The following is a 21,776-nucleotide window of genomic DNA, read 5'->3' as shown; positions in this document are numbered from 1 at the left end:
TGGAGTGGGTTTGCAATATTAATTAATGGGCATTTCATTACAATTTTATTTTAATAGTTACTTTAGTTCCACAACTTTCCGAAAATTCATCATATAAATCTTCATAATTCACATCAATTTGATACTGATCTTTGTTGAGTAGCATAATTCGTTCTAAATTGGCTTTGGTTGCAAAAGATTTTGGTTTCGATGTGTTAAGCTGATTAAGTTCGGCAGATTTTATTCTTCCTATTCCGTTGTCATAAATGGTTACAGTTAATAGGTTAGTAAATTCCCCCTCAAATTTTATTTCTAGTTTTTTATCTTTATTACTATGGGATAAGCCATGAAGAATTGCGTTTTCAACATAAGGCTGGATAAGCATCGTTGGAATTTTAATATTGTCAATATTGGTAGTACTATTACACTTAATTTCAAATTTCAAGTCTTTAAATCGCATTTGTTGTAGTTCTAAGTACAGTTGCAATGAAGCAATTTCATCCTTTAATGAAATGGAATTTACATCTGAAAATTCAAGAATTTTTCGAGTTAATTTTGAGAATTTTGTTAAATAAACGGAAGCTTCTTTGGTTTCGTTTGTAAAAATATACGATTGTATATTGTTTATTGCATTAAAAAAGAAATGTGGATTCATTTGCGATTTAATTAATTGCAATCGAGACTCTTTTAAATTATTCTCTAAAGTTAATTTTTCAATGGCTTTTTCATTTTTTGCTTTAATTTGTCTGATTTTCCATTTATAAATTATAAAGATTAAACATAATAATAGAAAAATTGAAGTTAATATAAACCAAGAGCGTTTCCAAAGAGGGGGTAAAATCTCAAATGAAATAGTTTGAATGAATTCAGTTTTAGAAGTGTTTTTATCTTGTATTCCAACTTCGATAAAATAGTTTTCTGGTGCTAATGCTACTAGTTTTATGGTTGAAAAATTAGTTACGTTTTTTAATGCACCATTAATTTTATATACTAACTGATAATCACTGTCAAAGTCAAAATTTAATAAATTAAAGTTAATTTGAATGTCATTTTCATTAGCATCTAGTTTAGTTTTGTTAATCGATTTGATTTTGCCATTGACTAAAATATTTTCTATAAATAAATTTGGTTTTTTGAATGAATTTTTATTATTTTTCTCTTTGTTAATTCTAATAATTTTGTCTTCAGTTATAATGAAATAATTAGAATTAAATGAGATTAAATCTTTAATTTTTAAAAATTTTCCAACTGAAAAAAGTTTAATTATTTTGTTTTTTTCTAAACGAAACACGTTGTTTTTATCAACAAGTAGTGTCTCGTTTAAGTCCTTTTTTAAATGTGTAAATAGACGATTACTTTTTATTTTCTCAATAGATTTTTCTTTTATTTCAAACAGTTCGCCTTGATTACTAAGAGCAATAGTTCTCTTATTTTCAGTAATTAGTGATTTTATAAACAAAGGTTTGTTTCTATAACTTAGTTCGTGATTTTCTCCATTTTGTATTGAAAATAAACCATTATTTGTTGCTGTTAAAATGCGATTATTTTTACTATTATAAACAATTGATTTTCCTCGAATGTTAGTTAAAATGTTGTCTTTCCATTGAATAGTTGGATTTGTTGAAATGCTATTTACAAAGCCTGTTCCAGTGGTTAGAAATAAATTAGGTTTAAATGGAATTATTTGTTTCACTGCGCTATTAAAATGAGTGACTTTTTTGTTCGTTTTTTGTAAGATATAAAAACCATTTGCAGAGAAGAAATTATACTTAGAATCTGTATTAAAGTCAAGGTAATATACAGGATGTAAATCTTCATTTTTCCAATAGATTTTGTGATTTAATTCTGAATCTAATTGGTAAATTTTACCAGAACTTGAGCTTACATATAAATTATTTTTATCAGAAGTAATTGCGTTGAATTTTTCATTAGCCAGTTGCAGTTCCCAAGAGTTAAAGTTTTTAATAATGAAAATTCCTTTAGATAATGAAGTAAACCAATATACATTATTATAATCTTTGAATACTTTAGAAATATCTTCTGAAGGGAGTTTGGAAGTAAATGATAGTTCTCTGCCTGTAAAGGTAAATGCATGAGCACCTTTTTTTGTACATATCCAAATGGTATTGTCTACGATTTCAAAGTTTTGAATATTTTTAGTGTTATCAATTTTTGCAATTGGGATTAATTCATTTTTTGAAAACTTATAAAGTCTACATTTGGAATTTGATTCTTGAGTTAAAAAATATAAATGGTTTTGGTATTGATAAGTTAAAAGTTTAGTAGCCTTTTTTAAGGGTTCATTTTTTATTTTTTCACTTTTCCAATTTTCTAATGAAATTACCTTAGTTTCAGTATTGCCTAAAATGATTTTGTTTTCAGAAACCTCTAAAAAACTAGTTTGTATTTTTGGGATCTTAATTTCTTTTTTAATTTTTAATGTTTTTATGTTTCGAACCTCAATACCATCCCAAGTGGTTTTAATCAAATATTCTTTGGTAATAACAAAATTTACAAAGCCAATATTGTTTTTTTGAGTAAATGTTTGCATTTGGTCTTTGTTGTCAACAAAAAATAAAAAACCATCAAAAGTTTGGTACCAAATTCTACCTAATACATCTTCCTTAATATTAGAACCCGATTTAGCATGTAAATCGGGATGTGAATAAGTTTTAAAATTATAACCGTTGTATTTTAGTAATCCTTCGTCTGTTGCAATCCAAATAAAGCCTTTTGAATCTTGAAAAATATCATAAACAACAGATGATGGCAAACCACTTTTTAGGTCTAATTGGTCATAAAAAATAGTTTGACTATTTGCTGTTAAAGCCCATAGAGATAATAAAAAATATAAAAGTTTATTTTTCAATTTAGAAGTTTTTGCAAAGGAATTAATAATATTGAATTCAAAAAATATTTTCACTCACTCAGAATAGGGTTTCATTTAATTTGCTTAATTTTTAAAATTAATGTCCAACATATTTGTATCAAATTTAATTTTAAAAATATGAAAAAAACAGTACTTATTTTAATTTTATTAGTTCAAGTGAGTTGGTCACAAACGCCAATAGTTAAGTTTGAATTTAACGGAAATTTAAATTCTAGTAACGGAGCAAATACTTTGATTACTAATTCAGGTTATTCAGGAACAGTTTCGTACACCAATGACAGGTTTGGTCAAGCCAATGGAGCGTGTGTGTTGCCCACAAACGTAACGGCAAATTTATCTACGGTATTAACAAATTTACCACAAGGAAATAGTAATAGGACGGTTTCAGTTTGGGTGAAAAATATAAATTATCCCAATAATGCTTTGATAAATGTTTTTCAGTATGGTAACAATACAGTTAATCAATCTTATAGACTGGGTCATCAAGGTATTTCATTTGATAGACTTTTTGTTTCTGATGGTGTCAATTCTTATGTATCAGATAATAATAAAGCAGTAATCTATCCAGGAGGTTGGTACCATTATGTAGCAATACACGATAATAGTACATTAAAAATATATGTTAATGGGTTGTTGGTGTTAAGCCAATCTAATGTGACGCTTGGAACTTCGGGAAATACATTTAGTTTAAATTTAGGAACGGCGGCATTTGCTAACTCTCAATTACATTATGATGATTTAGAAATCTATGATGTAGCACTAACTGAAACGCAAATTCAAAATAAATATACAGCCGAAACTCCACTTAATTCGAATCAATTAGTTGCTTATTTTGGCTTTAATAATAGTTTGACCGCTCAAAATAATTCAAGTCTGGAATTTACCACCAGTAATGCTTTACCATACACAACTGGGTTTAATGGACAAGGATTGAATTTTCAGTTGAGTGTGCCTGCATCAATGCCATTTCAGCCTTCGCAATTAAACAACAACAATTTTACCATTTCTTTTTGGAATAAAAGATCAGGTAATCCTGCTTTTACTTATGATACAATGTTGGAAGCATTTGGTTCGCTCTATTTTAGAGATGGAACCGCAAATGCCTCAACTAGAACTAATTTTGGATTCAATTTTGGGGGAAGCAATTGGCAAAATGTTGAAATTAATAGATGGATTAATAATGAATGGGTGCATTATGCTGCTACGTTCGAACCTACCACAGGAAATGCAACTATTGTAAAATGGTATAGAAACGGAATATTAATTTATGAACAAAATATAGGTAGTGGAGTTTTGAACCAATCTTTCGAAAATTACATTACCCTTGGAGGTGGATTAACAGGTAACGGAAGTGGTACCTTTTTAGCGAGTAAAAATGCTTCAAATATGCAGTTAGATGAACTTTACATTTACAATAGAGCGTTAACTCAAGCTCAGATTATGGCTTTACGATATCAAGTTCCATCCTCGTTATCAAAAGAGAATTTTAGCATACAAAATAGTAATTTATACCCAAATCCTACAAATTCAATTTTCAATGTTGAAATACCGAATGAAGTAGTGAAACTAGTTACGATTTTTGATTTATCAGGTAAAAAGTTATTAGAATCAAATCAACAAAAAATTGACGTTAGTTCACTTGCTTCTGGAATTTATATGGTAAATATCGAAACAGAATCAGGAAAAATTGGAGTTAGTAAATTGATTAAGAAATAATGAAAAAAATTGAATTCTATAAACTTGAGATTACATTGGGTTTACTTTATGTAATACTGTTTTTAATAGTTTTTTTAGTTTTTTAATTATTACAAACCTGACAGGTTTTGAAACCTGTCAGGTTTAAATATTATTTTGTAATTTCTTTTAAATCGGCTATAGTTGCAATAGGATCTTGTGCGCCAAAGACATAACTTCCAGCAACTAAAACATTAGCACCTGCTTCCACTAATTGTTTAGCGTTTTTATTTGTTACTCCGCCGTCGATTTCAATTAAAGTATTAGCTTTATTTCGTCTAATAATTTCAGCTAATTGCGCTACTTTATTGTAGGATTTTTCAATAAATGACTGTCCTCCAAAACCTGGATTTACACTCATTATACAAACCAAGTCAATATCATTAATAATATCTTCTAGTAAAGCAACATTCGTGTGAGGATTAACAGCAACTCCCGCTTTCATACCTTCTGCTTTGATGGCTTGAAGGGTTCTGTGTAAATGAGTACAAGCCTCGTAATGTACTGTTAAAATATCAGCGCCTAATTTTTTAAACGTTGTAATAAATCGGTCAGGATCCACTATCATTAAGTGTACGTCAATTGTTTTTTTTGCATGCTTGGAAATAGCATCTAAAACAGGCATTCCAAATGAAATATTCGGAACAAAAACGCCGTCCATAATATCAATATGAAACCAATCGGCCTCACTAGCATTGATCATTTCAATATCGCGTTGTAAGTTGGCAAAATCAGCGGCAAGGACTGAAGGAGCAATTAAAGTATTTTTCATAAACTTGTTAAGTGTGTGTTGTTTGTGCAAAGATAGTTTTTACTTTTTAAAAGATACAACAATATATTTTTTAAAAGATCATTTTAATAGTTATCATAAAATATTTTTTGAGGATATAATGTTTTATAACGATAAATAAGGTTGTTAATCGTTTTAATTCTAAACTATACGCTATTAACATTAATTTAGAAATATTTTTTAATTGGAATTTTATGAAACAAAAAACTACTTTGATGATTTTAAAACATTACTATTTACATTTTTTTACAGTACTAATAATGATGTTTTTTTCTGAGAATGTATATTCTCAATTGTATTCTAATGGCGCAATTTCAACTGGTGTAACACATCTTGCGACAAGTACAAGTGCACCAGCAGGTTATACTTGGTCAGAATTACAAACACCTGCTGGAACTCTAGGTTTTTCCTCTTTTTATAACAATGCATTGACTAATGATTTTGCTATAGCTGAAGAATTTGTAGTGCCGGCTGGACAATCGTGGAGTTTGACAAATGTTAATTTTTACGGATATCAAACAAACTATGCGGGATTAACAATTCCAATTGATGCTTTAAGAATTAGAATTTGGAATGGAGATCCTTCTTTAGGAACTTCTTCAGTTGTATATGGTGATATGACGACCAATGTGTTAAATGCTGCTGGGAGTGGGGAAGAATTTATTTATAGAGTATCCAATGCTACAGGGACAACTAGAAGAGTTTGGCGCTTTAATGCAACCATTTCTACAATATTAAATCCAGGAACTTATTGGATCGAATATCAAGTACATGCTTTAAATGACAGTTCCATTTTTATGCCACCAGTTACAATACTAAATACACAAAGTGATCCTAATTGGACTGCAAAGCAAAGAAACGCCAATACTTGGGCGGCTTTGATTGATACAGGTTCCTCATTTAATAGATCTATGCCATTTCAATTAATCGGGACTGATCTTTTAGGAATTGAATTTAGTGCTGGGACATCCAACTTTAGTATGTATCCTATGCCTGTAAAAGAAGTTTGTAATTTCAGATTGAATAAACAACTTTTAGAAAATCCAGATTCGTTAACTATTTATGATTTTAAAGGTGCATTAGTCTTTAAACAATCAAATATTGAATCTTCTGATTTTTCAGTAAATCTTTCAAGCTTACAAACAGGACTTTATTTTGTTAAAATATTGGATAAAAATGGAAAGATGTTGTATTCTAATAAGTTGATGAAGGAATAATAGCAGACAATAATTGGATAAAATATAGAATTAAAAACAAAACTCCGGACTCAAGCCAAAGGCGAACAGAGCGAAGCTAAACTCGAGCCAAGCGAACAGACCGGAGTTATTGTTTCGTTTAAAAAACAAAACTCCGGGAACTCGAGCAAAGCGAACAGACCGGAGTTATTGTTTCGTTTAAAAAACAAAACTCCGGTAATCAGCCGGAGTTTCAATCATCAATCAAAAAACGAACAGTCATAAGACCGTTGTTATTGTAATTTAGGTATTAGCCTAAATACGTTTTTAATATTTTACTTCTAGAAGTATGTTTTAATCTTCTAATAGCTTTTTCTTTAATTTGACGTACACGCTCACGCGTTAAGTCAAATGTTTCTCCAATTTCTTCTAATGTCATTGGGTGTTGATCACCTAGACCAAAATACAAACGAACCACATCCGCTTCTCTTGGAGTTAATGTTTCTAAAGCACGTTCAATTTCTGTTTGTAACGACTCATGAATTAATTCTCTGTCAGGATTTGGAGATTCACCAGAACGTAATACGTCGTATAAGTTTGAATCTTCACCTTCCACTAACGGAGCATCCATTGATAAATGACGTCCTGAGTTTTTCATCGACTCTTTTACATCATTTACAGTCATGTCTAACTCTTTAGCAATTTCTTCAGCTGAAGGAGCACGCTCATTCGATTGTTCTAATAACGCATACATTTTATTGATTTTGTTAATAGAACCAATTTTGTTTAAAGGTAAACGTACAATTCGAGATTGTTCTGCTAAAGCTTGTAATATAGACTGACGGATCCACCAAACGGCATAAGAAATAAATTTGAAACCACGTGTTTCATCAAAACGTTGTGCTGCCTTGATTAAACCTAAGTTTCCTTCATTAATTAAGTCAGGAAGTGTTAATCCTTGATTTTGATATTGTTTAGCAACTGATACTACGAAACGTAAATTAGCCTTAGTTAATTTTTCAAGTGCTCTTTGGTCACCCGCTTTAATACGTTGTGCTAATTCTACCTCTTCATCAGCTGTGATAAGGTCAACTTTTCCAATTTCTTGTAGGTATTTGTCAAGGGATGCAGTTTCACGGTTTGTTACCTGCTTGGTAATTTTAAGCTGTCTCATTGGGTTTCTCCTTACTTTTTAAAAGTTCTTATAGTTATACGTACAAGGTTTCAAAAAAGTTACAAAAGTTTTTAAAAAAAATAATTTTAAGTGTAATGAGATTAAAAAAAAATCCCGTTTAATTTTCTAACGGGATTTTTAAGATTCTAAAACAGTACCTATAAAATTTTTATTTGATTACTGTTTTATTACTTCTACGCGAAATATAATTTATCAACTTCTAAGTTGTATGGTCAACCAATTTCTTATTGTCTTCATTTTATAATTTGTCTTTTAATATAAATGCAATAACTGCAAGGATGTTAGCCACTATCCAAATCCATTTATCGGTATTTGTATCTATTGTTTTAATTCTATTTTTCATTTCTCTAGTTTTATATCCTCGAAAAATGAATTTCGAAGATCATTTTTTTATTTGTTTTTTACACATTTGATTTCAATTTTAGGATTACAAATTAAATGCCCATTCGTTTTTGATGTTCTTTATCTCTTACATCAATTGCTCCAAAAGGACTTCCTTTGAAATAACCTATATTCATGAATCCGTTTTCTTCAGTAATCAATGATTCTTTATTAGTAATTGCTCCTGTAAATTTTGAACCATAATTGCCTGTAATTTTTTTTGTGGCTGGATCAACATCTCCCCACACAGGTGTTTTGCCATTATAAATAGGCTCTACAAAGTAGATGATACCTGTAATGCGTGATTTCATAATAAATCTTCCTGTTTCATCGGTGTTTGTTAAAAACCTTTTTAAAATGTCTGGTCTCATAATTTTATTTTTTTAATTTATACTATTTTAACTTGCGGCTCATACGGGAATCCAACCCGTAGCACCCGAGAGACAGTCGGGTAGGTTAGCCATTACCACAATGAGCCAAGTTCCTCTCTAGAACTAAGTGATTTTGTTAGGATTCGAACCTAAACTTTTCGCTTCGTAGACGAATGCTCAATCCAGTTGAGCTACAAAATCTAATTGTAAGACATAAAAAAAGCACCTGTTAAAGGTGCTTTTTTAAATTATCTATAAATATTTTATTTCCTATATTTATAATAATACACCTTAGTTATAGCAATTTCTCTACCAAATACATTTCGGTCCATAGATAGAACAGATAAAATTCGTTTACCTTGTTTTGGCATGTTTTGATATGTAAGTACTAAATTTTCCACTATATTATTTTTTAATAGGTATATAAATTACCCGTTGTAATTTTTCTGTTGCAAAGATAAAATCAAAAAAAACTAATTTCCAAATTTATTTTGCAATTAAATATCTGAAAATCAATTAGTTAAATTTAAATTTAAGGTAATAAAAATCTTGTCCGTAATTCTACAGATAGGTTAAAATTTGCAAATGGCTGTCTCTCATTTGGTTACTTTTCAAAATAATATTTTACTATTAACGTTTATTCATGTTTTATTTTTTTATTCATTGTAAAAAAAAAACGTCCTTTTAGTTAAAAAAGGACGTTTAGTATTGTTGTTAATGTACTTAAATGTATATCAATTAGTTAAAATACCCAATATCCTATTCGGAAAAGTAAGGACAATTTCCATAGATAAAGTAGTTCTAGGATCTAAATAAAAGCGGATATGTTGGTTTTTTGTTTTCATTTTCAGGTACAAAATTAGTAAAATTTGGAATAAGGACAAAAATTATGTTCCTATTTTGTGCTTAATTTAAATGATTAATTTTCTTATGTTTTTATACTTCAATTTCGTACTTAAATGCCTAAAAAGAAGGTTTTTGTTACAAAATAATAATTTATCTCATTCCGTCTTGATAATTTCACCATTAGAATTTTAAGCTAGCCAATTCATTATTAACACGGCGGAACCGAAAAGCCAATAGAGTAGGAATCAAAACTATAAAATTTTAAATTATGTCAACACAATCAAATTTAGCTGGTGCTTATTTAGCACAAGGAACAATAGGAAACGTAGGTATGCCTGGTGCTCCAATCGTTCATTTTTCATTCGTTGTAGTTCCTTCACAACATAAAGTAAGTGGAGCTGTACAAATCACGCAAGCTACTGAAAATGGAAATTATAGCGGACAAGTTACAGGAACATTATATGCAACAGGTTTAGGAAATGTTACACAAATTGTAGCAGTTAAAGGAACCATTCATTCAGAAGGGGTAATGCCAATTGAAATTCCGTTTGAAGCACATTTAGCAATTGATGGTTCATGGAATGGTACAGGAGGTTTCAGTTATGCTAATACGCATGTTGAATCAGTTCCAGTTACTTCTAAATAAATTTTATTAAGCCTCGAAATGAGGCTTTTTTTATCCTAACCAAAATTACGAATATGAGAAAAAAAATAATTCAAAAGGTGTTGCCAACGCTACTTATTGGTGCTCTAGTTGTTTCCTGTGTTGTAGAAAACGGGAAACTACCACAAAATGTAAAACCTTTGTGTGATTTATCAGAGAACGAAATGGCGAGCTGGTTTAAATCAGGAACAATTACAGAAAACGGAATGGTTACTCCGGCTAATAGTGTTGATTTTATTCATAAAACGAATTGCGATTTTTATAAATGGTCAGAACGCATGTTTTTATGGATGACATCAAAGGAGCAAGGAGGAAAAACTGTTTTCGAATCGCCCGAATTTTATACAGTTTCTCCAAAAGTGAATGGACAACGAAATTTGATTCCACATCGACCAAATCAATTGTTAAAAGCTGTTGCTAATGTGGATAAAACCGGTAAAATTATCTCTGAAGAAGGACAAGCAACAGACGATGTATTGATGGATGTAAATGGAAACTTGGTTTACTATATTTCTATGGTTAACGATGTATATGCTGAATTTTTGAATGCAGTCCATCAGAAGAAAATGTCGGGAAAACAATTTCCTACTACTAAAGAGGAAAGAGATAGTATTTTTAGTTTTGCACAACATAATGGTGTTAAATTAAAAAATCCAAGTGCATTAGCCATGGAAATTAAAACGTCGTGGGTAGTTGCAGAATCATTAAAAAACGTGGAAGATTTTGTAACAATTGAAGCGACAATACCCGTTTATAAAAAACAAAGTAATCAATTATGGTTGATTCAAGGTGAGCGAAAAGTTAAATTGGCTTTAGTTGGAATGCATATTGTGGGAAGTGCTAATGGACATCCTGAGATGATTTGGGCTACCTTTGAACATAAAAGAAACACACCAAATCAGGCGTATCAATATCTTACTAAAGATGGAACCATTGAAACTGTTTTAGAAGATGGGAATAACGATTGGTTGTTTAATTCAGAACCAAGAGCTATTAATAATCAATCACACATGACTTTTTCTGGAGATTCAATTATTGCAAAAGATTTGTGTGAAATAACACCTAGTAATACACTGAGGACAAAACCTTGGGGAAGTGCAGTGGATGTTAAACCAAACGCAGAGGATGCAACTCCTGCTGCTTCAAATAGTGAAATTATTGCCATTAATAATTCAGTGATTTCTAAATTGAAAGGGAAAGATGTTCGTAAAAATTATATTTTTATAGGGGCTACTTGGACAGAAAATGGAGCTGGACCCAATGGTTATAGTTACAATCCTACCGTTGATTCATTAAAGGTGGCTGGAGTAGCCATAGGTGCAAGTCAGTTGGCCAATTCCACCATGGAAACCTATGCTCAAAATGGGGATAAATACAACACTTTTGGAAGTTGTTTTTCTTGTCATTCCAATAATAAAGGATTAAAGCCAGACGACTTGAGTCACGTTTATAATGGATTAATGAAAGGTTTGCCACAGCAGCCATCATTAGCCATTATAGATCGAAAGAAACAATAAAAATTAAAGGTTAATTATTGAAAACGTCCCTTTTTATAGGGACGTTTTTGCATTTTGGACCACCATTTTATTTTCGAGTTTATTTAATTCATTTATACTATAGTTGGTTTGAATTACAGTATTTATAAGGTCTATTGTAGTGACTAAATCGGAATATTTACTATAATCACTGGGTTTTAAATTGATGAATAATTTCTCTTTTATTGGATTGTTGACTCTAGAACAAAATTCATTTCCTTTTTGTAAAAGATACGTTTTAAAACTTTCGGAATCTAACTTAAATCTTTTTGGAAATTCAATAGGATCATTAATTTGTCCTTGATAAGTGATTACTTCATTGTTTTTTCCTAGAATAATAGTTATTGTACGCCAACCCTCAATATAAGATATTATATTCGATCCCCCACAAGTAACGCTGTTTTTATCAGGTAATTCTAAATCCAGAGCTTGTGGTTTTTGAATAAAACTTTGGAGCATGAAAAATAGTATTAACAGAAATGATAAATTCACCATAGCTGTTACATCTACAAAAGGAATTAGTTTTTTAGTTTTTGGAGTTAAACTTTTTCGGCCATAGGAATGTAAACTGTTATGCATATCTTGTTGAGGTTGTTGGTTAGTACGATATGTACTTCAATAAGTATGCCGAAAACCTAACAAATCTATGGTTGTTAGGTTTTTAAGATTAATCCTCATGACTTCCATCATCTGCCATTCTTACCATTTTTGGAGTAAACTTGGCAACTACATCAACCAATTCTTGTTGGGCAGCCATCACTTGATGGATGTCTTTATACGCCATTGGAGCTTCATCTAATCCAGCACCAATCAACGTTACACCGTGGTCTTTCAAGATGGTTTGCATGTCGGTTTTCGTAATGGATTTAATAGCTTTTGTTCGGCTCATTTGTCGTCCTGCACCATGTGAAGCTGAGTTGATGGCGTTTTCTTCGCCTTTTCCTCGTACTAAAAATCCTGGTGCGGTCATACTTCCGGGTATAATTCCCATGAGGCCTTTTGCTGCTGGAGTAGCACCTTTTCTATGTACAATTACTTCTTCGTTATTGTACATTTCTTTCCAAGCAAAATTATGATGGTTTTCTACTTTCGCTAAAACCGTAGCACCTAATGCTTTCTCCATTTTAGTATGAATCACTTCATGACAAGCCGAAGCATAATCACCAGACAAGTTCATGGCCAACCAATATTCTTGTCCCAATTGTGAATTCAAATCTAAATAGGCTAAGTTTTTTGCTACTTCTGGTAATTTGCACGTGTCTTTAGCTAATTTTGTGTAATGCCCAGCAATTGTTGCGCCTAATCCTCTCGAACCTGAATGTGTTAAAAGTGCCACGTATTTTCCTTTTGGAATGTTTAAAATCTCATCGTCTTTTTCAAATTCCATAATTCCGAATTCTACAAAGTGATTTCCACCACCAGAAGAACCTAATTGCGACCAAGCTTTGTCTTTTAATTTTTTCACAAAAGTATTTTCGTTAAATACGTTGCTTTCTAATACCGCATGATCACTTTTGTACTGACCATGAAATCCATGTCCGGCTCCAAATTTTGAGTGCGCAATCAATTCTCTTTTAAATTTATCTTCGTTTTCATAATAAAAGAATTCCGGAATATCATAAACCGATAATGCCATTCTGCAACCAATATCAACACCCACTCCATATGGAATAACCGCATTGTTTGTGGCTAAAACTCCACCAATTGGCAAACCATAACCTTGATGTGCGTCTGGCATCAAGGCGCCAGCAATTGTCACCGGTAATTGCATCGCGACTTCCATTTGCTTTCTAGCACCTTCTTCAATATTTTCTAATCCGTAAGCTGAAAATGCATTTGGATTTTTGTTCAATTGAATGAAATCTTCTGGTTTTTCATTGGCTTTTTCAATAATGGCAATAGCTAGTTTGCTAAATACTTTATCGTCAATATAGTTTTCTGGATGTTCTAAAACAGCTTTGTAATGCATAAACATTTCTTCTCTGTTATATCCGTTTCTTTTTTTGTTAATTCGTAACGCTAAGCCTACTAAAGTTCCTTCAGGATAGCCTAGTTCTTTTAAGTCGTTTCCGTTTATGGGTGTGTTCATAATTTTTTCTTTTGTGAACCGGATTGCTTTCCGCTGAAGCAATCCGGTTGGTATTATTTCTTTACAAAGATTTCAAATCAAATACGCAATTATTTTGCGTAGCATAAAATCTTTTTAATCAACTAATAATTGAGTGACTAATGCTGTATTCATAGCCCATTTCATATCGTAAACTTCATCTGCATTTTCATTATCAATTATTTCTAAATTTTGAACTTCAGCTATTAATAATAATAATTGTCCAATATTTAATTTAGATTTCAATTTTGAAAGCATGGCTTGAACACCTTTATAATCTAATCCTTGAACAATTTGACCACCAAAACTCATTTCAAGCCAAATAATTTCTCTATTAGCTACATCTAAAACTCCAAAAACTAATCCTTTGGTAGTGTTTTGAGTAACTCTAATTTGATGTTGCACACATGATGGATCATATGCTACTCCAGTACTTTTAGAAATATGTATCGGAAATTGACTATCCATCCAACCTACAACTAAATTAGGAGTAATACCTCCATTGCTGTAAGCATTGCAAGTAAAAGTTACAAATTTTGCTCCTGCTCTTGTTAATTCATCAAGATTGATGTTGATATATTCGGCAGTTCCAAGTTTGTTTGGAATGCTTTGTATATCTCCACTATGCTTACATCCAGTAGTTGATAAATTACTAAAAGAGCAAAAATCTGAACCAAATTCATAGGAAATATGACAACTTAAATCCATATCTAAATGTTGTGCAGGCATGTCTTTTCCCCATTGCATAAACAATCGAATTTCATTTCCTTCCACAGGGAATTTTGTTCCCATCAAAGCCACTGGTAAATCTTGAACGCTTTCACTTCTATCTCCAATTGAAACAGGTATGTTAAATAATTGTGGGTCGATATAAATACTTTTGTTACTATTTTCAATAGCAGAAAATCTTCTTTTCATAGCGATAACACACAAATCTTCAATTTTTAATTTCATTTGCTCTAAATGATTCTCGTCATAAAGTTTTAAAATTGGATTTGCAGGAATTCTTTTCGTTGTTCCTCCTAATGGTTTTACACTTCTTTGTGTTGAAACATCAAAATAATTTTGAGCATACATGTTTAAAGTGAAAATCAATCGTGCTGGTACTTTATCAATAACTTCTGTGAAGGCATTAATAGTATCTTCTTCACCAAACCAAAGCATATTTGAAAATAAAGAACGCGCAAATAATCCTGGTCTTTGTTTTAATAATTTAAAAGTATTTTCCACATCAGATTTTAATCTGAAATAATTTACTCGTCCTTGCCAAACCTCATATTTTTGAGTGTAAAAAACATCTAATATTTCTGCTAATTTTTCAAAACCTTTTCTTTTTGCATATTCTGGTAATCTCAATGCACGAATAAATCGAACCCACATTCCTCTTTTTGGATGCATCATTTCGCATATAGCTTCTGTTTTTAGATCTAAGTTGTTTAACCAATTAGCAACCATCAAACATTCTTTTCTTGAATATTTTAATTTTAAATCTGCTTGCGTGATCTTCTTCGTTTGAATGCTATCATCAGCAGGATAGAAAATATTGGTATGATTGTTTTTTGTTCTATTAATAATCGTTTTAGGCTCTGTTATTTGTAATAATCCAGTTTTCTTAAACCATAAATAACGTAAAATGTCTTGTGGCGATGTGAAAAACTGATTCGCTTTTTCTGTTTGATTTTGTGCAATTAATTCATCAATAACTACCATTAAAGTTTCTTTCATTCCGATTGCCACTTTAGGTAAATCTAAAACTTTTAATGCAATTTTTAAACTATCAATTTGTGTAGCATCTAAAACCGTTTTTGAAGTTAAAAGACTTTCGAAAAAAAGATTCATTTCTTCTTCCGTCCATAATTCTAAAACTTTTAATTTGCTTCCTTGACTATAATTTTCAATTTTTCCAAATTCAAATGGTGTTCCGCAAAACGGACATCCATTATATCTTTCTAATGGGAAAGTGTTTACAGGAATAATATGACCACAAGTTAAAGTCGTACCGTTTTTAGTTTTAAAAATATTTGCGAAAAGCGTAATGATATGATCTAAACGAGTTTCACAAGTTGGAACATTCCACCCTTTTACTAATGGTGTCCAGTTTTTATTGGTTCCTAAAGCAGTTTTTAACGTATCTAAAATTTCAGTTTTTGTAGTTGTATTTGAGTTATTTATAGCTTTTAATAAAGGTTCGGAAAAGGAAAAACCTAATTTTGAAGCATTGGCAACTAATATAGAAGTTGTTCCTGATAGTTCTTTTAATTCATTTGTAATTAATTCCGAAGGAATAAAAACTGCGTTTTGACGCAAGCTGATTTTTAATAATTCATTTTTCATTTTGTTTGTTTTTTTTAATTAGATAATGGTGCTTCTAGTTTTCTACCTTAAAGAGTTTTTGAAGTAAGAAACACTTGACCTGAATTTTTTTCTGATAATTTATAAACTTCAAAGGTGGATTCGAACCACAAGTACCAATTTGAAGTAAGTTTTTATTGACCAAAAATTGTGGAGCAGGTGGGACTCGAACCCACGACACAGACATTAAAAGTGTAGAAGTAAGTTTTGATTGACCTAAAAGATAATTTCAAAACTACTTGCTCTACCACTGAGCTACTGCCCCAATTTTTTTAAATGTTGATAATTGTAAAAGTTTTATCTGATGGTGTTAACTGAAGTAACTTTTACTTGACCAACATTTTTTTGTATTCAAAGAACGTTTTTTCCTTTTGACTTGACAAAGATTTCAAAACCACTACGCAATTATTTTGCGCAGTAAAAAAGAAATTTTAAATTTGATAAAAAATAGGTTGTGGATTTAAAAGAAAAATACATTGTTTTGTTAAAAGAATTGGGTTTCGATAACAACGAAATAGAGGTTTTATGGAATAATTTGGTAAAAGCCTATACCGCAAAAAGTAGGTATTATCATAATTTGAAGCATTTGAAAGAAATGATAGAGCAGTATGAAATGTATTATGCACAACTCACTTTTCCTGTTGAGGTTTTGTATGCTATTTTCTATCATGACTACATTTACAAAGTAACATGCAAAGAAAATGAACTGAAAAGCGCCGAATATGCTGTTTCTATTTTGCCAAAACATACAATGATTAATAAAGAATTGATTTATGATATGATAGTGGCCACAAAAATGCATCAACAAAATAGAGTAGCGGATATAAATTGGTTAATCGATTTCGATTTGAAAATTTTATCTAAAGAATGGATTGATTATGAAGTGTATTTCAAACAAATAAGAAAAGAGTATAAAATTTATCCCAACTTACTTTATAATCCAGGACGAAGAAAGGCGTTAGAGCATTTTTTAGAAAATGAATTTATCTATCAAACAGAGACTTTTAGAACAAAATATGAGAAGCAAGCAAGAGAAAATATAAATAAGGAAATATCATTACTGTAACCACTGAATACTGAGACTGAACACGGAGACTAAATACTGTAAACTAAAAAAAATGGCTCAAAATAAAAATGCTCTAATCCGATATAAAACGATTGATAAATGTTTGCAAAACAAATACCGCACCTGGACATTGGATGATTTAATAGAAGCTTGTTCAAATGCGTTATATGAATTTGAAGGTAAAGAAAATGCGGTAAGCAAGCGAACAATTCAGTTGGATATTCAAATGATGCGTAGTGAAAAATTAGGATATAATGCACCTATTGAAGTATATGATAAAAAATATTATAGGTATGCAGAGGAAGATTTCTCCATCACAGATATTCCACTTACTGAAACGGATATCAATGTGTTGACCGAAACGGTTTCTATGTTGAAGCAGTTTAAAGATTTTTCGTTGTTTTCTGATGTTTCAGATATTTTACAACGATTAGAAGATAAAATTTATGCCGAAAAATCGAATACTCGACCGATTATTCATTTGGATAAAAATGATAATTTGAAAGGGTTACATTTTTTAGATGTTTTATATCAAGCAATTGTTAAAAAAGTAGTTTTGAAATTAGAATATAAATCTTTTAAAGCCTTAGAAACGAGTTCTTTTTATTTTCACCCATTTGTTTTAAAAGAATTTAATAATCGTTGGTTTTTAATTGGAAGAAGAAAAGCAAGTCAACCAATTGTGAATTTAGCTTTAGACAGAATTGTTAGTGTAGATTTTGAATTTGGAATGGATTATTTAGAGGAAAATTTTGATGCAGAATACTATTTTAGAGATGTTGTAGGAGTAACAGTAAATCATGGATTAAAAGCAAGAAAAATCGAAATTAAAATAGATGCGGCAAATGCTCCTTATGTATTGACAAAACCGCTACATCGTTCACAAAGGCTAATCGAAACGTATCCAGATGGAAGTGTGTTGCTACATTTGTTTTTAATAATTAACTATGAATTAGAACGATTGTTATTAGGTTTTGGAAGTAGTTTAGAGGTTATTAAGCCAGATGGATTTAGAAAAAGAATGCATGAAATAATACAAAAAGCTTTAGCTAAATATGAGGACAATTGATTACTTCAATGTCCTCACTTTTTTCATTAAATCTTTATATTTATCACTCAACGTAATTTTGTGATTGCCGGCGAGTATAACTAAGTTATCGGTGGGAACAATTTCCATTATTTTAGAGGTGTTCACAATATAATTTCGGTGTGTTCTACAAAAGGTATTTGGGTCTAAAAGATCTAAAATTTTGGTTAGTGAAATAAGGATTACAAACTTTTCTTTATCCGTAACAATATTACAGTATTTTTCTTCAACTTCAATATACACTATGTCTGTAATTTGAACTTTTTTAAGTGATTTCCCTTTTTTAATAAATAAGTATTCAGCACTTATAACTGTATCTTCTTCGTCTCCTAAAAACACATCATTTTGCGCATAAAATTTTTCTACAGCCAATTCTAATGCATATAAAAGTTCCAATTCATTAAAAGGTTTTAACAAGTAACTAAAAGGCTTAGTTAATTTTGCTCGTTCAAAAGTTGTACGGTCTGTTGTGCTAGTTAAAAATACAAATGGTTTGGCCAAATTGGGCAAAACATTTAAAGTTTCGGCAAATGTAATTCCTTCAGGAACACCGTTTAAATAAATATCTATAATAGCAATGTCCACTTTATTGGCATAAAAAAGTTCCAAAGCTTCTTTATGACTGGTAGCAACACCCACTACGTTGTAATTGTTTTCGTGAAGTACTTTTAATAAAGCATCACGTTCTTTTGCAGTGTCTTCTACAACTAATATATTAATTTTATCCATGGTTGTGTTGTTTAGGTAATGAGATAATCATTTTAGTTCCAATTCCGAGCGTACTTTCAATTTCTAATTTTCCATGATTTTTTTGAATCATACTTTTACATAGTTGCATTCCTAATCCACTTCCGATTATTTCTTGATTGGTTTTTTTAGCCACCTGAATTGTATCATTTAGTAGTTCGTTTTTAATGGTTTCAGACATTCCTTTTCCTTGGTCTTCGAGTGTAATGCGCCAATATTGTTCTGTTTCCTCAGCATAAAATCGAATGAAACTATTTTCGTTTGAAAATTTTATGGCATTATCGATTAAATTTCGAAGAATGATTTTTAAAGATTCTTGATCGGCAACAACACAAGCTTTTTTTGGAATTAAATTTTCTAGAATTATGTTTTTTTCTTTCAACAAGGAAAGATAATTAAAGCTTACTTGTTCAACTATAAAATGAATTTTTATGGGTGTAATTTCAAAAAATGTTTGTTGGTTTTGAAGCAAAGCCCAATGCAATAAATTATCAAGTAAATTGTATGTGGCATTCGCAATAGCGCTATTTTGTTTTAAATCGGAAGTTGCTTCTTCCCATTTAGATTCATTTACATGATTGATAATCTTGTTTGTGCTCGATTTTAATGCGCTAACCGAAGAACGTAAATCATGACTTACAATCGAAAATAACTTGTCTTTTGTAGCATTTATTTCATCTAACTTTTCTTTTTGTTTAGAGATGATTCGATTTCGTTTGCTTTTTTCCATATAAAAATAGAATGAAACTATTAATAAAGCAAGAAGAATGATTGCAGAAAAAAGGAGTCCATTTCTTTCGGCAATTTTAACTTTTTTTTCAGCTTGTAATAAACTAACTTCTTTTTGTTTTTCTTTTATTGCAAATTGTTTTTCTAATTGGGCTACTTCCCAAACTTTATTTTTATCATTTACAGAATCTTTCCAAATGGCATGCTCTTTTCTATATTGATTAGCTTTTTCATAATTTTTCCTATTTTCCTCTACAACTGCCATATTATGAGAAGTTGTAGCTTTGAGTTTAAAATCATTAGTTTTTTTTGCTAGGTTGTAAGCTTTTTCAAAATAAGGAATGGCCTGATTGTCTTTATATTGTTCGTAATATAAGTTCGCTAAATCGCCATAGGAACTAATTAAGTTGATAGTGTCTTTTTCGGTTTCTTGTATAGATGTATTTTCGAGTAAATATTTTTCAGCGTTACTAAAATCTTTTAATAGCAAGTAGGCAATTCCTAAATTATGTTTTATACTACTTAGTTTAATGTTGTATTCACTTAAATTAGGTGTTTTTTCAATTGATTGTAAATAGTTAATACTTTTAATTAATTCATTTTTATTAAGTGCAATTTCACCAAGGCTAGCTTTTACTTTTGGATAATAGTAAAAATTTTTATTTATTTTTAAAAAGAATTTTTTACTTTCCTCATAGAGCATTTTTTCTTTAAGTGCCAATCCTCTAAAAAAATAGGTGTAATTTAAAATTTCCTTTTCTTTAGGATTTAGATTCAAAGTTTTTTGCGTGTATAATAAAGTAGAGTCAATATTTTGGTTTAAATAATACTGACATGTTTTTTGTAAAAGTTTAGCGTTAGGAATTTTATTTATTTTGGAAGTTATATTTTTTTTGAAATTAAAATGAAATTCTTGCCCCCAACTTGGAGTAAACAAAATAAATAAAATAGTGATAAATAATACTTTAAGATTCATAGGCATAGAGCAAAAAACTTTGCCTAAGATAATGAATTTACTTAATAAAAACTAGATAGAATCAACTATCTAGTTTTTTAACTGTTCCAATTAAGATTGAACGGTTACTATTGTTCCTCTTGATGTTTTAGGGTCTACATCATTTACAAAAGCTTCAATTACACTAGGTTGATTTTCAATTGTAATGTTAAAATTCACTTGGTATCCGTAAAAAGTTTTTGCTTCAATTTCTGCATCATTATAATTGATCATAAAATTCGGAGTTCCATCTTTGGCAATTTCGTAAGTAACATAAATTGATTCTGGATCTTCTTCTTGAGCAAGAAAAACAACTGCGCTTACTTCTAGGTTATTTGTACTGCTAGTATACATTGCTTGTACAAGCGGAGGTAATGGTTCACAAGGTCTGTTGTTTGTAAATGCGATTGTAGATTGAATTTCATCTGAAACCATCATTTTACTTGAATTAGAATCAATTTTACCTGTTGGGGTTGGAATTACTTGCATAGTTTAATTTTTTAAAGTTTAGTATTCAAATTTAATGAAGTAAATCTTGTTATTTACAACTTGTGGAACAAAATAATGTTTTTTTGTCTCGTGCAGCCTTTTTTATAGTATGAAACCTCATTTTAAGTTACTAATTAATTTCTATGATACTAAAAATTGCTTTGATGGTTAAAAAAGACCTTTTTATGCCATTTTTTTTATTCTTCCAATTTGGTTAAATTACTTTTACAACTCCCAAAACCCAATTAAATTAAAAAGATTAATGTTATGACGATGAATTACCCAATTTTAGAAGAAATAGAAATGTTTTTAACTAAAAAATCTATTTCTATTCAGGAAGCTAGTGTTATATTATGTAAAGAAATGGATGTGTTAACAGTAGAGGGAACAATTGAAGGAGGACTATTGAATTTGTTTACTACTTGTAAGATAGAATTATTATATGGTTTGAATGAAGAAATTTTATCTACATCACGGGTTTTTGTATATGGTGGGAATTTTAAATATTTAGCTGAAATTCCTAAGAATGTTAGTCCAACCCAACCTTGTAAGATTCGTGTAAGCGTGAATAAAAAAATCAAACAAATAGTTACGGCTAAAGTATATTAATTTAATTGTTACCCCTTTTAAAATCCTTGTTTATAT

The 21,776-nt window shown here is 30.3% G+C and carries 18 protein-coding genes and 3 tRNA genes; 7 read left to right on the top strand and 14 right to left on the bottom strand.

Features of this window, described 5'->3' with window-relative positions; all coding sequences use genetic code 11:
- Positions 1-37: 37 nt before the first annotated feature.
- Positions 38-2,848 carry a sensor histidine kinase gene (locus tag KQS_RS11395; protein ID WP_014389334.1) on the bottom strand — a complete coding sequence of 937 codons (2,811 nt, stop codon included), beginning with the start codon at positions 2,846-2,848 and terminating at the stop codon, positions 38-40.
- A 138-nt stretch (positions 2,849-2,986) separates the two neighbouring features.
- Between KQS_RS11395 and KQS_RS11390 the strand changes: the two genes are divergently transcribed.
- The gene (locus tag KQS_RS11390; protein ID WP_014389333.1) at positions 2,987-4,585 is read left to right on the top strand and encodes a LamG-like jellyroll fold domain-containing protein; all 1,599 of its coding nucleotides are present in this window, start codon (positions 2,987-2,989) and stop codon (positions 4,583-4,585) included.
- Between the two features lie 130 nt (positions 4,586-4,715).
- Here the strand turns inward: KQS_RS11390 and rpe are convergent, their stop codons facing one another.
- A complete protein-coding gene (gene rpe, locus KQS_RS11385) occupies positions 4,716-5,375 on the bottom strand; it encodes a ribulose-phosphate 3-epimerase (RefSeq protein ID WP_014389332.1) in 660 nt (219 codons plus the stop codon).
- A 212-nt stretch (positions 5,376-5,587) separates the two neighbouring features.
- Between rpe and KQS_RS11380 the strand changes: the two genes are divergently transcribed.
- The gene (locus KQS_RS11380; RefSeq protein ID WP_041252101.1) at positions 5,588-6,610 is read left to right on the top strand and encodes a T9SS type A sorting domain-containing protein; all 1,023 of its coding nucleotides are present in this window, start codon (positions 5,588-5,590) and stop codon (positions 6,608-6,610) included.
- Positions 6,611-6,878: 268 nt separating this feature from the next.
- On the opposite strand, the gene KQS_RS11375 is transcribed toward KQS_RS11380, so the two are convergent.
- From KQS_RS11375 to KQS_RS14445, 5 genes are all read right to left on the bottom strand, one after another.
- Complete coding sequence (locus KQS_RS11375) at positions 6,879-7,742, bottom strand: sigma-70 family RNA polymerase sigma factor (RefSeq protein WP_014389330.1); 864 nt, start codon at positions 7,740-7,742, stop codon at positions 6,879-6,881.
- 455 nt (positions 7,743-8,197) lie between these two features.
- Positions 8,198-8,515: a hypothetical protein gene (locus tag KQS_RS11370; RefSeq protein ID WP_014389329.1), complete on the bottom strand. Its 318-nt coding sequence runs from the start codon at positions 8,513-8,515 to the stop codon at positions 8,198-8,200.
- A gap of 35 nt (positions 8,516-8,550) precedes the next feature.
- A tRNA-Asp gene (locus tag KQS_RS14450) sits at positions 8,551-8,622 on the bottom strand.
- A gap of 21 nt (positions 8,623-8,643) precedes the next feature.
- A tRNA-Arg gene (locus tag KQS_RS11365) sits at positions 8,644-8,716 on the bottom strand.
- Between the two features lie 62 nt (positions 8,717-8,778).
- Complete coding sequence (locus KQS_RS14445) at positions 8,779-8,916, bottom strand: hypothetical protein (protein ID WP_157868425.1); 138 nt, start codon at positions 8,914-8,916, stop codon at positions 8,779-8,781.
- A gap of 713 nt (positions 8,917-9,629) precedes the next feature.
- Between KQS_RS14445 and KQS_RS11360 the strand changes: the two genes are divergently transcribed.
- Complete coding sequence (locus tag KQS_RS11360; protein ID WP_014389328.1) at positions 9,630-10,007, top strand: DUF1842 domain-containing protein; 378 nt, start codon at positions 9,630-9,632, stop codon at positions 10,005-10,007.
- A 53-nt stretch (positions 10,008-10,060) separates the two neighbouring features.
- Positions 10,061-11,542, top strand: coding sequence for a hypothetical protein (locus tag KQS_RS11355; protein ID WP_014389327.1), 1,482 nt, complete (start codon positions 10,061-10,063; stop codon positions 11,540-11,542).
- A 33-nt stretch (positions 11,543-11,575) separates the two neighbouring features.
- Here KQS_RS11355 and KQS_RS11350 read toward each other — a convergent pair whose 3' ends face one another.
- From KQS_RS11350 to KQS_RS14440, 4 genes are all read right to left on the bottom strand, one after another.
- Positions 11,576-12,139, bottom strand: a complete 564-nt coding sequence (locus KQS_RS11350; protein WP_014389326.1) for an ExbD/TolR family protein — start codon at positions 12,137-12,139, stop codon at positions 11,576-11,578.
- 88 nt (positions 12,140-12,227) lie between these two features.
- Complete coding sequence (locus KQS_RS11345) at positions 12,228-13,649, bottom strand: RtcB family protein (protein ID WP_014389325.1); 1,422 nt, start codon at positions 13,647-13,649, stop codon at positions 12,228-12,230.
- Positions 13,650-13,763: 114 nt separating this feature from the next.
- Entirely contained in the window at positions 13,764-16,001 is a 2,238-nt protein-coding gene (locus KQS_RS11340; RefSeq protein WP_014389324.1) for a hypothetical protein, read from the bottom strand.
- A gap of 169 nt (positions 16,002-16,170) precedes the next feature.
- Positions 16,171-16,284 (bottom strand) — tRNA-OTHER (locus KQS_RS14440).
- Positions 16,285-16,473: 189 nt separating this feature from the next.
- On the opposite strand from KQS_RS14440, the gene KQS_RS11335 reads away from it, so the two are divergent.
- Both KQS_RS11335 and KQS_RS11330 read left to right on the top strand, forming a co-directional pair.
- The gene (locus tag KQS_RS11335) at positions 16,474-17,085 is read left to right on the top strand and encodes an HD domain-containing protein (protein WP_014389323.1); all 612 of its coding nucleotides are present in this window, start codon (positions 16,474-16,476) and stop codon (positions 17,083-17,085) included.
- A gap of 52 nt (positions 17,086-17,137) precedes the next feature.
- Positions 17,138-18,154 (top strand): helix-turn-helix transcriptional regulator, encoded by a 1,017-nt coding sequence (locus tag KQS_RS11330; RefSeq protein WP_014389322.1) that lies wholly within the window; start codon positions 17,138-17,140, stop codon positions 18,152-18,154.
- Here KQS_RS11330 and KQS_RS11325 read toward each other — a convergent pair whose 3' ends face one another.
- From KQS_RS11325 to KQS_RS11315, 3 genes are all read right to left on the bottom strand, one after another.
- Positions 18,155-18,901, bottom strand: coding sequence for a LytR/AlgR family response regulator transcription factor (locus KQS_RS11325; RefSeq protein WP_014389321.1), 747 nt, complete (start codon positions 18,899-18,901; stop codon positions 18,155-18,157). It abuts the gene before it with no gap.
- Positions 18,894-20,624, bottom strand: coding sequence for a tetratricopeptide repeat-containing sensor histidine kinase (locus KQS_RS11320; protein WP_242400766.1), 1,731 nt, complete (start codon positions 20,622-20,624; stop codon positions 18,894-18,896). Before KQS_RS11320 ends, KQS_RS11325 begins: the two co-directional genes overlap by 8 nt.
- A gap of 90 nt (positions 20,625-20,714) precedes the next feature.
- Complete coding sequence (locus KQS_RS11315; RefSeq protein ID WP_014389319.1) at positions 20,715-21,131, bottom strand: hypothetical protein; 417 nt, start codon at positions 21,129-21,131, stop codon at positions 20,715-20,717.
- Between the two features lie 267 nt (positions 21,132-21,398).
- On the opposite strand from KQS_RS11315, the gene KQS_RS11310 reads away from it, so the two are divergent.
- The gene (locus tag KQS_RS11310; protein WP_014389318.1) at positions 21,399-21,740 is read left to right on the top strand and encodes a hypothetical protein; all 342 of its coding nucleotides are present in this window, start codon (positions 21,399-21,401) and stop codon (positions 21,738-21,740) included.
- Positions 21,741-21,776: the final 36 nt, after the last annotated feature.

It is taken from the genome of Flavobacterium indicum GPTSA100-9 = DSM 17447 (genome assembly GCF_000455605.1).
Taxonomy (GTDB): Bacteria; Bacteroidota; Bacteroidia; order Flavobacteriales; family Flavobacteriaceae; genus Flavobacterium; species Flavobacterium indicum.
This window is presented reverse-complemented; position numbering and strand designations above follow the sequence as displayed.